The organism is Shewanella sp. SP2S2-6, from assembly GCF_031931965.1.
In the GTDB taxonomy this organism is placed as follows: domain Bacteria; phylum Pseudomonadota; class Gammaproteobacteria; order Enterobacterales; family Shewanellaceae; genus Shewanella; species Shewanella baltica.
In genome coordinates, this window is sequence record NZ_JAUOEQ010000008.1 from 105579 (window position 1) to 121008 (window position 15430).

Consider the following 15430-nt stretch of genomic DNA (forward strand, 5'->3'; position numbering starts at 1 on the left):
GCGGACATGTCCGCCGAATGAGGGATTTACTCACAGATTAGTGAAATTGCTCATTTATTAAGTTAGCTTGAGCCTCATAGGTCTGACTGGGCAAACATACAAAAAATACAAAAAACATAAGAAGGGATGCAGATGGATTATTTAACGACGAACAAGACGGCTTGGGATGCGCGCACTCGGGTACATTTAACTTCGGATTTTTACGATGTGGCAGGCTTCCTGCGTGGGAATAGTTCATTACGGGAAATCGAGCTGAGCGAGCTTGATGTGGCTGGTAAAAGCTTGCTGCATCTGCAATGCCATTTTGGCTTAGATACCCTGTCGTGGGCGCGCATGGGCGCTAAAGTGCTGGGCGTCGATTTGTCCGAGGTGGCGATTGATGAAGCACAAAAGCTGGCGCAGCAGACACAATTGTCCGCCGAGTTTATTTGTAGCGATGTTTACAGTGTGGCGAGCAAGGTTGAGCAGCAAGATATTGTTTTTACGTCCTATGGTGCCATTGTGTGGCTGCCGGATTTAACCCTGTGGGCGCAGACGGTTGCTGACTGTTTAAAACCCGGCGGACAGTTTTACATGGCCGAGTTTCATCCGGCGCAGCAGTTGTTCGATGGTTACAGCTATTTTAATCGGGGTGAGCCAGATATAGAGCAGGAAGGCACCTATACCGAAAATGCCGGTGATGATCAGCAAACCTTAATGTGTTGGTCACACAGTCTATCTGAAGTGATCAATGCGTTATTGCTGGCGGGCTTAGTGTTGGAGTTCTTCCACGAATTTGATTTCAGCCCCTACAACTGTTTCGAAGGGCTCGAAGCCCAAGCCGATGGTCGTTATGTGTCAACACACCAAGGGCAGAATGTGCCCTTGGTGTATAGCATCAGCGCTCGTAAACCTGCGTAAAGCTTGCGGTTTGTGATGGCGAGGATTAACGACTACGGTAAACCGGATACTTAAGGTAACGGTTATCGTAGTAAGGGCTGCGTTCATAGAACCAGCGTAGGCGTGCCTCGGGATCGGCGGCAAATTCGGCGTTGATTAGTGCCTTGTCGAACTCAGCCTGCAGCTTAGGATCTTCTTTCAACATCTTGGCCGCCAGTGGCTCTACCGCATAATCTTCAATGTATTCAGTGCGGGTGAAGATAGGATTAAAGAAACCCCATTGCAGCAAAGAATCTGGTGATTGCGGCTCCAGCAGTAAAACCGCCAGATCGCCCAGAGGTTGATCTGTGCTGATTTTAATGGTGCCAGCGGGCAGAGTAGTGCTGACTTTCGTCAACTCTGACTCGGTTTTGACCGTTTGATGGCCCTCAAAATCCTTAGTATTAAACACTGGGTTACTGAGTTTGTATTGCTGTAATTTAAGCTCTGTCGGTTTGGTCAGGCGCGTCATGCGGATGCCATGTATGTTCAGGCGATCAATCACTTGCGTCCATTGCGCCGGAATATAGTAAGCGCTCGGACGAGTGACTTTAATATCGGGTACAGTCTCGGCGATCACGGGCAAGTTGGGGTACAGCTTAGGTTGACCGTTCCAGCGCACCACCTCAGTGCCACTGATGGGGCTCTTTTCGAGTTGATAGTCGATGCCCTTAAAATCCCAACCTTTTGCCAGCGGTGCCGATTTCCACGTTAGGGTGATCAACGGCGAAGCGCGATATTTATCTTCTTGAATCGCACTCTTCAGTTTAGTCGCCTGTTCGCCCACGGTTTTGAGGGTTTGCTCCAGCATCACATAGGTGCCGAGCACTCTTTGTTTAAAGGGTTTTAAGCTGTGGTTTTCAATCAAAATAGTGGGTAAATGGCGCGCATCACCATAACCGTTAGAGAAGCGCGGACTTGGATTCCACAGCGACATGCCTTTGGTGATATCGGCGTTATCCACGGCAAAAATCAGCGGGCCGGGAATATGGCCTTGCTCGGTTAATGCCGCTTCAACTGCGGGTCTGTAGCTGTTTTCGAGCCAGCGGTAACTGGCTGGGCTTAACCCTTGGGCAAGGTTATAACCAAAGGTGACATCGTATTGATAATCTATGCCGTCGGTGACATGCACGTCGATATACAAATCTGGCTGCCACACGTTGATTGCGCGCAGCATGTGCTGCATTTCTAAGGTATCGGCCTTGGCATAATCGCGGTTAAGGTTGAGATTATTTGCTGTAGTGCGCCAGCCCATATTCACAGGGCCACGTTGATTCACGCGATTAAATTCGCCGCTGCGCTCATGGGCATCGACACTAAACATAGGCACAAACAAGAGGTTGGCTTTATCCAGCAGGGCGCTTTTATTGCCCTTAATGATGTCGCGTAGCAGCATCATGCCGGCATCTTTACCGTCGATTTCTCCGGCATGAATCCCCGCTTGCACTAAAACTGTTGGTTTAGTGTTTTGCTTGAGGCGTGCCGACTCATTAATGCCTTCACTGCTGGCGATATACATCCAAATATCGCGCCCCTGTGGACTCTTACCTAGGCTCACCTTTTGTAATTTATCGGTCTCGCCCGCAAGCTTGTCGAGCCAAGCGATAGTGGCATCGTAGCTCGGACTTTCAATACCACTACTTTGTTCAAAGGGCGTCGCCCACTCGTTATCGACACTCAACATGAGCGATTCGCTGGCGCCATGCCAAGTGATGCTCGGCGGTAAAATGGCATCGTTGACAAAGGTGTTGGCTCGCTCAGGGATCGGCGCGTGCTGAGCCTCTGGCGCTACAGCAGTGGCATCGGTTGCGACAGTCGCAGCGGGTTCGGTTGCTTGGGTATTCGCAGCCGGATTCACATCCTGTGGCGCTGTTGCTACTGGGTTTTCAACTGGCGTTTTGTCGGTGACGGTTTGCGCCGCAGCGACTGGCGTTGAGGTTGGCAAATCTGTAGATGCTTGATCTAAGGTTTTTGCATCGTTGGCAACAGCATCGACAGTGTAGAGACTGCCCGCAGAAAGGCAGGCAATGGCGATAACGGAAAGGGAAAATAAGCGCATGAAAAGAGTCCATATATCGAATTTTTATTAGGACGGTATCTTTTCATTAAACGCCCCGTTAACGCAAGGGCGGTCAAGGGGTTATCTTGGTTCGCGAGAGTGATTTTTAGCTGTGATTCCCCGTGGTAACGGCTTATGAACGCTTGGCAGTTTTGTGTAACACGGTTTGTCCGCTATAGGCGATTTCGATAATCTCGATATCGGCGTAGAGGGCTTCGACGGCGATGGCGAGTTGATAGATAAGCCAGCCGTATCCCGTGAGGGCAAATCCCTGCGCGACTTCATTTGTCAAAGGGGCTGAATTCGGCGTCTGGGCGGCCAAGCTGAGTTGTAATCTGTGCTGCAACTCTTGCCCTAGGGCGGTGGGCAGCGTGGGTAAAGATGCGGTTTTACCTGCGACAAATTCACTCAGCCTTTGAAGATGGGCGGTAAGCTCGGCGGCGACGCGATTAATTTGGTGGTATGCCTCTTTGTCGGCTTCCTGCCAGCGACTCAAAGGCAACAATTCGAGTAGGGTGATCAGCCGAACCTGTTTATTGACCAATTCCGCCAGCAGTATTTTATGTTTTTTTAAGGTTTGGCTTTCCCACTCTAGGGAGAAAAACAGCTTCTTTTGGGTTAATACCGCTTTCATAGCCGCTTCGAGTTCGACGCGAAAATCTAAATCATGGTTAGCGGGAGCGTGTAAATGTTGGGTGAGCACCTTTGCCATATTGTCGATGGCATTGGCGAGCTGGCTGCGCCAGTCTTGTTTGGCCTTGATTGGGAAAATAAATAGCGAGACTAAAATAGCAATCACGCAGCCTGAGAGTATGTTGGCTGTGCGCCACAGCGCTTCAGAAGTATCATGGTTAGCATCGCCGACCACTATGATGATGGTAAATCCTGCCACTAGATAGGCGTAGCTGTAGCGTCCCGCCGAGATAAAACAAATCAAGCTGACGGCTAAGATCAGTAGCCCCATAATCAGCCAATAACTGTCGATAGTGGCGACTAACATCACGCCATAAGCAGAACCTAAACAAGTGCCTACCGCCCTTTGCAGGGACTTTTCAATCGCACCACCCACCTGTGGTAGGCTCATCATAATGATCACGATCGTCACCATGCTCCAAATAAAATGTGGCGGCGACCAAATGGCATTAATGGTGACGGCAATCAGCAAGGCGAGGCCAAGTTTAAGGGCATGAATGGCGCGGAAATGGCGATAGATAAAGTCGGCAAAAGGGCTTGCAGGGGCAAATACGGACATAATGCAACACTCCTTTGGGCTGATGATAGCCAAACTATTATCGCAGAAAGACGTCGCGCCCGTGTGGCTTGGCAGATAAAGAAATACGAATTGCGAGGCAGCGCCGTTTGAGCTTAGTCCAAGGCGCCGCCAAGATCACATTAATTTCAATTAAGTGATAATAAATCAGTAGGATAGAGTTCGGTATATCTAACAGCTGGCATAAAAAAGGCTTGAATAAGCCTTGCCTATTCAAGCCGATATTTGAAGCCTTGAGTGACTGTTTCGCTAGCTTAAGCTGCGCTCGCTATCCGCTTTAACGTCAACTTCTGTGTATTTATCCATGATCAAGGCACAAGCCGCATCGCCAGTAATATTAAGTGCGGTGCGGATCATGTCAAACACTCTGTCTAAGGCAAACAGCAAAGGTAAGCCATCGATAGGGATACCAGCCGCTAACAGCACTGCCACCACTAAGAAAGATGGACCGGGCACACCCGCTTGACCAATTGCGCCTAAGGTTGAGGTGAAGATGATGGCTGCATAGGCTGTCATCGACAAATCGACGTTATACATTTGGGCGAAGAACATGGCGACTAAACCATAGTAAATCGCGTTGCCGCTCATATTAATGGTGGCGCCTAACGGCAGCACAAAGGCCGTGGTTGCCTTAGAGACTTTAAGATCTTCTTCGCAGGTTTCCATATTCACTGGCAGTGTCGCCATTGACGAGGCGGTCGATAACGCCATCACCTGTGGTTTCTTCATTGCCGAAATAAACTGGCGTGCCGAGACTCTCGAGAAGAGCTGCACCACCAATGGGAAGAAGATAAAACCGTAAATCAGAATCGCGGCCACAAACACGGCGAATAACTTAAATACGACTTCTAAGGCATCGAAACCGAAGGTGCCGACAGAATCGGCCATCAAACCAAATACACCGATAGGCGCAATGATCATCACGCAGTTGATCATCCATACAAAGGCGTCAACAACAGTGTTGAGTGCGGCTAAGATTGGCTTAGCGCCATCGCCTTTAACCTTAGTCAGCGCGATACCGAAGAAGATACTAAAGACTAAGATTTGTAAGATGTTACCGCCGTTCAGCGATTCGAACACATTGGTTGGGATCATGCCGATAAAGGTATCCATTACCCCTGGCAATGCGCCGTGTTCCTTAGTCACTTCCATCAAATCTGGGCTGCTATGGGCAGTGAAATCAACCCCCGCGCCCGGTTGGAACAGATTGCCCATCACCAACGCCAGTACTACGGCGATGCCTGATGTCACGATAAAGAAGCCAAAAGTGCCAATGCCGATCTTACCTGCCGATGGGCTATCGCCTAAGCTTGCCGCGCCGCTGATGATAGAAACTAACACCAGTGGTATCACTAGCATTTTGATTAAATGGATAAAAATGGTTCCGAGTGGTGCAAACACGCTTGCACTTTCGCCCATGATAAAACCGACTAGCGCGCCGATAATCATGGCAATAACCACTTGCACACCAATATTGCCTAATAAACTCTTGCTCTTCATTCTTGCGAAACTCCCCAGTTGCCGCAGCATTTTGTGTCATGTAGGCGATTTGAATCTAGACGCCGTAAACCTTAGAGATTAAGGCCTACTCTAGGCTAAAAGCCAATGCCCGACACTTTTTTTGTCCGGCTAAAGTACCACAATTGCATAGCAGGGGATTGTGAAACATCACCAACCTTGGTTTCAAAATAACCAAAGTCTAAATCACGCCAACATTAAATGAATAATGCTTAATTTTATCGGCTTAAAAATGAATAAAGTTTATTTAATGGTGCGATTTTAGCTGCCAGATTGATGAATTGTGATTTTTCGTTTGGTTGCAGAGTCGCGTTGGGTAGGTATAACGACTGTTGAAGGTATCAATTTTAACCTTGGCGTAGTTTTTTTGTGGCATACAACAAGTTTTTTCCACTATCTATGGATGAATTGACTGCAAGTTATTGCAAGGGGCGGATTAACCCTCTCATTCTAAAGCCATAGACTTATGTTTTTTAAGCAAGTTAACATGTCAATCTGACGTTAATATGAAGGAGGCATTTGTGGATATAGGATCATTCCTTGGCGAATCAGAGCCGTTAAAAAACTGGATCAATAAGTGTATTGCTCAGCGAGGCTTACAATATTGGCTTGTTTATCAAGATACTGCGGAAAATGAAATTCTCCAACTGACCACGCGGCTACTGCCAATTGTCGATGATATGAGGGATTGGTCTAATGAAGAAATCGATGAGTTTGAAGATAGTCTGATAAACAATGGTTATTGCTATCTGCTCAATATGGATCAAATCGAAGACGTTATCGATAACTACAAAATGCAAAAAGATAATCCAACAGATGCAGAATTACTTGAAGCCATTATTTTCTATTATGAGCGTGATGCGTTTATCTATCTGTAATCGGCTCTTTTACCTATGGCTTAAGCTGAGTTGAGATAAGCGCCCCTGAGGTATCACTTCAGGGGCGCTAGTTGATTAAGGTTGGGTTGCTAGGGATTTAAAATGGTTGTATAGCGTGTTGCTGAAGCTGCTGTCGTAGGTAAATCGATAAAACTGTTTATTTACTGATGTATCAAAAGCCTTGTTTAGCTCAACTTCGGTCAGCAAGTAAGGGCTGACTAGGTAGTAGTGTGAACTAACCATTTCGCGCTCAATAGGGTCTTCAACTATTTGAGTTATGGTCAACAGCTGCTCATTACTTGGACTGGTACTAATGCCCCATTCATATTGCGCTTCGGGTTGGCCGAAACTATCGAGAAGAGTGAACTTATTGGGCGTATCTTGAATATACCCGTCAGGGTAAGCGTACGACCAGAAGAGTTGCACTAGCAGCTTAGAGTACATCTGACTTGCTGTTGCAACATCAGTTTCATGTTTGATGGGAGCTTCATTGCGGCAAATCACATCGGCAACTTGCTTAAGATCCATACGATATATCTGTGCAGGCCAAGCGAGTGGCGCCAGTTTAAGATCCGCAGGGAGGTTCACTAGCAAATCTTGCCAGTCAGCGGCACTGTTTTGGTACTTCTGAAAATTCATTTGGATTTCGACATCAGTGCCAGCGTAGACGGTTTTTAATAGGTTACCCTCAATGATCGGCTCTTTACTGACATAACCTTGATCGTTACGTGTGGAATTAATCCATTTTTGCATCGGCTCATTCCAACATTCGGTTTCAGTATCCTCTTGAGATGTTTTTTCGATGAGCATAGCGACTTTACCTGAGATCACGCCAGTAAGGCTTTGCTTATCAACACCATAATCCAAGGTGATAAAATGACTGTTGCGTACGGTTTGTATACTGAGTACGTGTAATTCGCCTGCTTGATTGTGCATACTGCTATACACATTATCCCAGTCAACACTGTTCATGGCTTTGTCATCAACCGGCGCTTCCATATAACCGAAGGACACTAAGGTGCTCTCCACCTTATTAGTGACGGCAACAGGATTGGTTTGCAGATAAGCCTCAGTGCCAAAGCCATACCCTAGGATTAAATTCTCGAAGGCTTCAAATGCGGCGATTAACACTTCGATGGCTGCCAAAATTTCCACTGTGCGCTCATTGGTGAGATTTAGCAGATAATCGTGTAACAGCAGAGTGTCGATAAATGTCGGTTGCAGGGTTATTTCGGGCGAAAGACTAAATAAATCGGCTTCGACTTGTTTAAATCCACTGGCGTATAAGGTTTTTAGTTTTGCTCGGAACTCAATCACTTGCTGTGGCGTTAAGTCGGCCTCAATCATCTTGCGATAACGTGAAAACTCAATATTGGTCAGTGCGTTGATATGACCGGCATGGTCGGGCAGGGCGACTATATTGGCATTGCCTGTTGTGCTGGTGTTGGCGTAGCCCGAGGCTGCGCTAACAGCCAATGCAGAGCGTGAAGATGAAGGCGCGCTATCAACCCAATTTGCCAGCAGGTAATAGTTCGGTTTTTCGGTCTCGCTTTTCCAATCTATTTGATATTTACCATCGGTATCCGTCGTTGTGCTAGGTTCGCCCTCAGAGCAGCTTAAGTCCTGGTTGAGATCGACGCACACGTTGGCCCCGGCGATAGCGCCGATATAAGTGACCTGACCTGTGACTTTATGTGCGTATTCTGTAGGAGGCGTCGGCTCTGGCGTCGTGGTGGTGTCATCTTTATCGTCTGAGCCAGAACATGCCGTCAGCAAACTGGTGGCGATTAGCAAAGAGAGCAGTTTAGGTTTAAACATCTTGTGTCCTTACATTAATTCGGCAATTTCCATTGTGCTTATTGAGGGTGAAGCCATCTGATCACTTTGCTTATTCAAAGTGTTACAGCGTTAATCACTACCAAGCCAAATGGTGTTAACTTGAGTTTCTGTTGCTAAGAAGGTTGGTAAGTATCAGTCTGAGGGATATAAATTGGCAGCATGTGCGCTAACGCGCCCTGCATATTGGAGATATCCCTTTCACGACAACGTTTGGCATCCTTCCTGTCGTAACACAGCGGAGTAAAATTGCTGTAGTTAGTAGCGCGTATATTTTCCTTTTTGTTTAAAAATCATACAACTATACAAAGGTATGATAAGGGCTCTTAGCGGCTTATGTCGGTTAAATACATTTTTAGATTGCACATTCGAGCATTAACAGTGGTATGCCATTAGCTTCTGCTTGTTGCATACGTTCGGCCATTTCTGTTGGGCTAAGTCCTGGATGAATAGGGATCAGCTTTTCCGATCTCAATAGAGGCTTGAGTTGATTGCAATCAACGGTGTTATCAATACTAATTGTCTGGGCGTTAAGGGAGAGCAAGCTTGACCAATTGTTAGAATTCACTTGGCTGATTAGCAAACTATCTAGCTGTAGGTTTTTCGATTTAAAATCAGTAACCTTCATATTGTTTAACATTAGTGTTTTCAGATTCTTGTTATTCAGATTAGAAAGTGAAGTGAGCGTGCCACCTTTCAAGCTAAGGGTGTCAAGATGACTAAAGGCGTTGAGGTCGTCTAATGCCACCATATCGGTGGGATTAAACTGACAATTCAGTAAGCTGAGTTCTTGGCTTTGTTGAATCGCGAGCAGTTTCGCCTGTTGTTGAATACAGTCACCCAGTGGCTTGTTGCTAAATTTTAGGGCTGAAATGGGCTGTGAAATCTCACTTGTGGCCTCTGTTTGAGGCCCATCAAAGGTGCCATAATCTTGCTCTGGTTTTTCTTGGATAAGCCCAGGCTCGTCTATCTCACTGAATTGGGAAATATCTTCAGTATCATTCTCTGATATATATTCGGGTGCAGTAGGCGGAATCACTCCCTGTTTGGCTGCAAATGTACTGATAAAGGCATTGGCTATTGCATCTCCTTTCTCGCCGCTGAGCCCCTCGACCAAGGCTGGTGAATCATCGCCTAACACACAGATCCGAAATCGATGAAATAGACTCGTTAGGGTATTGACCCGTGCCTGGCTGATATTCATGTCCATTAACGCTGGGAAGGCATCGCCTAGATTTTGGATATTAGAGTAAGTGTTAAGTCTATCTGCATAGGCAGTTAGTTCTTTGATTTGCGAGTTAAAATCAGCCATCAGCTGCGGTTGATGGCATTGGCTTGTATGCGGAACTTGCTGCTGTAATTCTTTAAAATACTTAAGGTATTCATCCGCTAATGTGAGTTGTTGCTTTGCTTTAATCGCCAGACGTTGAGGTATACCTTCCTTTAAAACGGCAACTGCATCGCCTTGGTGACGCTCTAGCGCATCGTCAATTTTGTCCTCTGGCGCGGTTTCCCCTAATGCAATGGCTTGCTCTATGAGTGGTACTGTTTGGCGGTCAAAAGTCGCTAAAGCCTGATCTCTATCCTGTGCTGCACCCGCAGGAAAAATACTGCAGGCAAGTAAACTATACAGTGCAATACTTCTCATCTTTTCCATAAGTATCAATATCCGTTTAGCTTCAATTTTCAGATTATCTTAAAAACATACATAGTAGGTTCCAGTTAGCTAAGCAGGGTAACATTGCAAAATGTTGATAATTGCTTACCTATCGCCTGCATCTGGGGCAAGTTACCATATTGAAACTTCAATGGTTCAATTTGAGTATCCATCACTATCAACAAATCATACCCATGGGGCTGGCCGAGACGTTGCCGTATTTGAAATGCTGCAATGTGGTTGATGGGGATGACTTGTTGGGTTAGCGGATAGAGTGAACTGACTTTTATGGTGATCAGTTGTCGTTCGAGATCAAACTGAATACGCCTTCGAGCAAATAGTAGATGCCAACTAAGAAGTGCAATGAACGACCAGATAATCACTTTGCCATAGGACCAATGCTCAAAACCTAGCGTGTTAAATAAGGTGAGTGAAGCGACTAGGCTTGCAAAAATCCAGCGCCCAATGGTTTGTGTTCGAGTTTTAGCCATGATTGCTATGGTCGGTGAGAGTTGTTTAAAGCGCATCGCTATAGGCTTCCAATAAACTTCATCGCAAAGCCAAACGCCATAATAAATGGCAGCGGATAAAACAGTTTAAGTATTAACTTAGGGGACCACAGTGGTTCGATATCTGCCGAAAGCGGACGATGAGCAAGGTTGCCATTCTCTTTAACGTCAGTCGCCTGTGCGCTATATCCATCGACTGTGTTGATGGTGCCGACCTCTTGCGCGATAGGTTTATCCTGACAATTTAGCGAGAGTGACGCGATAAGTTGTTCATTTGATGAGAGTAAATCTAGCTCACGGATATTGGGGAATTGGGTGATTTGCTCTTTGGCAGAGAGATTAAATGTCTGTGCAAAGAACATCATAGCTTGAGTGGTATCGGTTAAACTGCCGATTGGGTACACAAGATTATGCAACTTAAGCTCATATTTGTTTCTGTTATAACTATCGTGGCGCAATAGTAACTCGGTAGATTTCAGTGGTGCTAGGTAGGCTTTTTTGAAGTGATAACCCAAAAATTGTGATTGTACGAAACGTTGCTGACTTGGATTATCAAGTACCAAATGCTGCTTGAACGCCCAGAGAATGAGTACTAGAGGTAGCAACAATGCCACGACAAACTGGTAAAAAATCTGCTCACCGCCGTCGAGGGTGATCGCCATGATAAGAGATGCCGAAAGTGGCAATAGTCCCAATAATGCTAACCCTCGACGAACATAATGGCTCTTAGTTGCAAGACGAAGCTGTTCATGCAATCCATCAGGATTGATAAACCTTTGGGCCTTTTTAGATAATTGCGAATACTGCATTACTACCTTGCCTTTATGTCGTTGGCTGTTTTAGATCACTTACGGCAATTTGGAGAGGAACCAACCTTTTGGTGTTTCGACAAATTTGCAACTGACCGAGGCTTGTTTATTGGGGCTGGTGATCAGCAGTTTAACTCTTGCTTCTTGGATAGCGCCTTTTTGCCGTTTAAATTCGTCTGCTGTGCTATAGCTCACCCCTTTGGGAGTAATTTCATCCATGGTTCGGTCAACATACCAGCGCTTGTGGGAGCGTTGCAAAATCTCGCCAGCATATTCCTGTTCTTTTTTAGTTGGTGCGTACGGCATAAGAGCGATAAAGGTCGCTAGGTCTTGGGTCTTAATAAAATCGAAAGTGCCTAAGCAGCGTTGGGTTAATTCATCGTCTAATTTTTGATTTACTGCTTGCACACATAGCGGCATAAATAAAAGGGCGATTATGGATAGGATCCGAGCTGTGTGGGAAGATGGCAAAATAAACGTCCTTGTGATGAAAGTGAATCTCGGCGAAAAGACAGGTTAAGTGATTGACATCTATATCAGTCTGTCGTTTCTTCGACAGCTATTTTTGCCTGTACAACCCATCGCCTCAATCACGCTAAAGTATTAACTTGTTTCATATTTGTTATTGCGCAATCCGTTTAGTGTTACTTTTCGCAGCAGTATTTCTATGGAGGGTAAATATTGATGCGTGTTTCTAAGCGGAGTTATTTAGCGGGGTTGTTGGCAATTTCGACGAGCCTAATGCCTTTGTCGTTAATGGCGGCGGATGAGGGATTATTTACGCCTTTTCCTACGGCGAAATTAAAGGATGAATTGACGCGCCATTATGCCGAATATCCCTTTATTATCAGCGCGGGTGAACAAAGGTCTGACTATCGTTTTAAGCCCATCTTCGGTCAGGTCCATCAGCAAACATACAAATTAGCGCCCGAATATAGCCCTGCGCATATTCTCGACAATTACCGTGAGCAGATTAAAAAGCTTGGTGGCGAAGTCCTATTCGAGTGTCTGCTTGAGGCTTGTGGTGATTCTCGCTTATTACGAGAGAAAATTGCGCTGTTGGATGGCGTTATTGGTGTTGAAAGTGGTTACTTGTTTGCTCGAGTTAAAAATGAGCAAAAAGAGTTTTATACCGCCATACAAGCAGCAGTTATGGATGATTCTGCGGGTCTTCATATTACGACGCTCGAGGCGATCCCCGAGCCGTTAGACTTAGTCACGGTTAATGCCGCATTTTTACAGCAGGAGCCTAAGCAAATCGAGTTTAAAGATAATCAAAAGAAGGATACCAACGGCGCCGAGGATCATCCGCTTATCAGCCGCCTAAAGGGAAGCTATATTCAGGACTTTAAACGCCAAGGCTTTGCGAGCACTGCCTTTGTGTCTTCAATGGATGCAAGCAATAAGCCTGTGCTGGTGGATCGTGCGGGTAAGTTGACTCAAAATGGCTATTCAATACCAAAGGAATATTCGGGTTACGAGGTGTTCACTAACTACAAGGTGGCATTGACTAAACTCGGATTCGAGACGCAATTTGAGTGTCAGGGAAAGGCCTGTGGTAGGGAGGATAGGTTTATCAAAGCCATCGATTCTCTAGTGAATATTGGTAACGAAGACAGCCAGTTTTATGCTTGGTATACCTTAACGCGCCCCGAGGGCAATGTGCATGTGAGCACTTATACCCTTGGTTATATTGATGGTTTATGGACCGACTTGCGGGTGTTAGAGGAGACAGAGCTTAAGGATGACCGCGTGGGGATCAATCTTGAGGCGCTGACCGACCAAATCGAAGCCAAGGGGCATGTTGCCTTAGAAGGGCTGCTATTCGAGTACGATAGCGACAAGTTGCTGCCCGAGGCGCAGCCCGTTGTCGAGGTGCTTGCGAGTTACTTAAAGGCAAATCCTAAGCGTGCATTTTATGTGGTGGGTCATACCGATGACAAAGGTAATCAAGCCTATAACCAAGGTTTGTCACAACGTCGTGCTGTTGCAGTCGTCAAGCTGCTTACCGCAAGTCATGGCATTAAAGCTCAACAGCTTGAAGCTGTGGGTATTGGCGAGCATGCGCCCATTGCCAGCAATAATGATGAGGCGGGGCAACAACAGAATCGTCGAGTGGAGTTAGTGCTGAGATCGGATACTAAGTAAGCCCAATCGTTTGATTCAATGAATATAAAAATGGCGTCAGCTCTTGTCGAGTTGGCGCCATTTTTGTCTATCTGCGATCGCTCAGCCGACGTATCCGCTAAGCGATATTCAGGCTAAGGCTAAGATAGTGCTGGGAAGGAGAGTGAACTGCCAATTCCTAATGGCAGGCCTAGGGCCCAGTAAGCGAGTAAGAAACCGCTCCAAAGCAGCAGAAAACTGATTGAAAACGGCAGCATCAGCGCCACTAGGGTGCCTATGCCTGATTCCTTAACGTATTTTTGGCAAAACACCACTATCAGCGGAAAATAAGGCATCAGCGGGGTGATGATATTGGTCGATGAGTCGCCCACGCGGTAAGCGGCTTGAGTCAGATCGGGCGATACGCCCAGCTCCATCAACATGGGCACCATGATGGCACCAATCAAGGCCCATTTGGCCGACGCCGAGCCGACTAATAGATTGACTAACGCGGTGAGAAACACAATCCCCACTAATGTTACACCCATAGGAAGGGCCAATTCCTTTAGCGCCAACGCGCCTTTAATCGCCATTAATGCGCCTAAATTGGATTGACCAAAGGCATAAATAAATTGGGCGCAGAAGAAGGCCATGACAATGTAATAACCCATACCGCTCATGGACTTACTCATGCCTTGAATAATGGCTCTGTGGTTGTTTGCCGTGCCAGCGACGTAACCATAGACTATGCCTGGCACGAGGAAGAACACAAAAATAATCGCCACAATGGAGCGCATTAAGGGAGCCGAGGCACTGGTTAAGGCGCCATCGGTACCACGCCAGGCAGAGTTGTCACCATAGGCGCTAAACACTAGACCTAAGGCACATAACAACATGGCGCCCATGGCGAATTTGAGTCCGCGGCGCTCATGGGGTTGCAGTTCATCTAGGGTTGGGAGCGTGCTGGGATCGCCATTCACAGCTGTGTTTTTTAGGCGCGGCTCAATCACTTTATCCGTTAAGAACCAGCCAACTAAGATAATTAAAATGGCAGAAGCCGACGTAAAGAAGATATTATTCAGTGGGTTAATCGTTAATGTGGCAGCCGCTGGGTCGGCCGATAATCTTGCCGCCGCCTGAGTTAAGCCAGCTAACATAGGGTCAAGGCTCGATGGCACGCCAACGGTTGCAGAAAAACCGCCGGATACGCCAGCAAAAGCGGCGGCAATACCGGCTAGAGGATGACGACCCGCGGCATAGAAGATCACCGCGCCGAGTGGGATCACCAGTACATAACCCGCATCAACCGCGACATGGCTAAGGATACCCACGGCGATCAATACCGGGGTGAGTAACATCTTGGGGGTCACCGATAAAATCGAGCGCAGGCCAGCATTAATAAAGCCAGTATGCTCAGCCACGCCAAGCCCCAGCATAGCAACTAGCACGACACCGAGCGGCGGGAAAGTCACAAAAGTGGAGACTATGTTCGAGGTAAATGCAGTCAGTGCGCCGCCTTCGAGCATATTCACGACTTGAATGGGGTTGCCCGTACGAGGGTCGATTTCATCAAAACTGACACCCGATAATCCCCAAGAGATCAGCCAGACTAGGCCCAGAAACATCGCAAATAACACCGCCGGATCGGGCAGTTTATTGCCGACGACTTCGACGCCATTGAGAAATCGCTGGAATCCAGTGACAGGTTTATGGTTTTCCATTTGGGTGCCGCTTCCTAAAAAATGATGATTGTTATCTGTGATTATAAAAACGCAGCATTAATTTAAGCTTGGTTTAACTAATCGATAAGAAATAAAACACATAAAAATCTATCGCAGTGACTTTAGTGCGGCTGGCTATTAGTCATAAA

The 15430-nt window shown here is 46.6% G+C and carries 12 protein-coding genes; 3 read left to right on the top strand and 9 right to left on the bottom strand.

Annotated features, from left to right (window positions below; translation table 11 throughout):
• Positions 1 to 132 precede the first annotated feature (132 nt).
• Positions 133 to 900: a class I SAM-dependent methyltransferase gene (locus Q4Q57_RS08505; protein WP_311890559.1), complete on the top strand. Its 768-nt coding sequence runs from the start codon at positions 133 to 135 to the stop codon at positions 898 to 900.
• Positions 901 to 925: 25 nt separating this feature from the next.
• Here the strand turns inward: Q4Q57_RS08505 and Q4Q57_RS08510 are convergent, their stop codons facing one another.
• From Q4Q57_RS08510 to Q4Q57_RS08520, 3 genes are all read right to left on the bottom strand, one after another.
• Complete coding sequence (locus tag Q4Q57_RS08510; protein ID WP_311890560.1) at positions 926 to 2977, bottom strand: M14 family metallopeptidase; 2052 nt, start codon at positions 2975 to 2977, stop codon at positions 926 to 928.
• A gap of 133 nt (positions 2978 to 3110) precedes the next feature.
• The gene (locus Q4Q57_RS08515) at positions 3111 to 4229 is read right to left on the bottom strand and encodes an FUSC family protein (protein ID WP_311890561.1); all 1119 of its coding nucleotides are present in this window, start codon (positions 4227 to 4229) and stop codon (positions 3111 to 3113) included.
• A 267-nt stretch (positions 4230 to 4496) separates the two neighbouring features.
• On the bottom strand, positions 4497 to 5747 hold the full coding sequence (locus tag Q4Q57_RS08520) for a dicarboxylate/amino acid:cation symporter (protein WP_311890562.1): 1251 nt from the start codon (positions 5745 to 5747) through the stop codon (positions 4497 to 4499).
• Positions 5748 to 6286: 539 nt separating this feature from the next.
• Between Q4Q57_RS08520 and Q4Q57_RS08525 the strand changes: the two genes are divergently transcribed.
• Positions 6287 to 6643, top strand: coding sequence for a hypothetical protein (locus Q4Q57_RS08525; RefSeq protein WP_311890563.1), 357 nt, complete (start codon positions 6287 to 6289; stop codon positions 6641 to 6643).
• 75 nt (positions 6644 to 6718) lie between these two features.
• Here Q4Q57_RS08525 and Q4Q57_RS08530 read toward each other — a convergent pair whose 3' ends face one another.
• The 5 genes from Q4Q57_RS08530 to Q4Q57_RS08550 all read right to left on the bottom strand — a co-directional run bounded on the left by Q4Q57_RS08530 (position 6719) and on the right by Q4Q57_RS08550 (position 11862).
• On the bottom strand, positions 6719 to 8461 hold the full coding sequence (locus Q4Q57_RS08530; protein ID WP_311890564.1) for a hypothetical protein: 1743 nt from the start codon (positions 8459 to 8461) through the stop codon (positions 6719 to 6721).
• 373 nt (positions 8462 to 8834) lie between these two features.
• Positions 8835 to 10136 (bottom strand): hypothetical protein, encoded by a 1302-nt coding sequence (locus tag Q4Q57_RS08535; protein WP_311890565.1) that lies wholly within the window; start codon positions 10134 to 10136, stop codon positions 8835 to 8837.
• Positions 10137 to 10201: 65 nt separating this feature from the next.
• Entirely contained in the window at positions 10202 to 10663 is a 462-nt protein-coding gene (locus Q4Q57_RS08540; RefSeq protein WP_311890566.1) for a hypothetical protein, read from the bottom strand.
• Positions 10664 to 10665: 2 nt separating this feature from the next.
• Positions 10666 to 11454 (bottom strand): hypothetical protein, encoded by a 789-nt coding sequence (locus tag Q4Q57_RS08545; protein WP_311890567.1) that lies wholly within the window; start codon positions 11452 to 11454, stop codon positions 10666 to 10668.
• A gap of 39 nt (positions 11455 to 11493) precedes the next feature.
• On the bottom strand, positions 11494 to 11862 hold the full coding sequence (locus Q4Q57_RS08550) for a hypothetical protein (protein WP_311890568.1): 369 nt from the start codon (positions 11860 to 11862) through the stop codon (positions 11494 to 11496).
• 276 nt (positions 11863 to 12138) lie between these two features.
• Between Q4Q57_RS08550 and Q4Q57_RS08555 the strand changes: the two genes are divergently transcribed.
• Complete coding sequence (locus Q4Q57_RS08555) at positions 12139 to 13602, top strand: DUF4892 domain-containing protein (RefSeq protein WP_311890569.1); 1464 nt, start codon at positions 12139 to 12141, stop codon at positions 13600 to 13602.
• A 119-nt stretch (positions 13603 to 13721) separates the two neighbouring features.
• Here the strand turns inward: Q4Q57_RS08555 and Q4Q57_RS08560 are convergent, their stop codons facing one another.
• On the bottom strand, positions 13722 to 15281 hold the full coding sequence (locus Q4Q57_RS08560; protein ID WP_311890570.1) for an AbgT family transporter: 1560 nt from the start codon (positions 15279 to 15281) through the stop codon (positions 13722 to 13724).
• Positions 15282 to 15430: the final 149 nt, after the last annotated feature.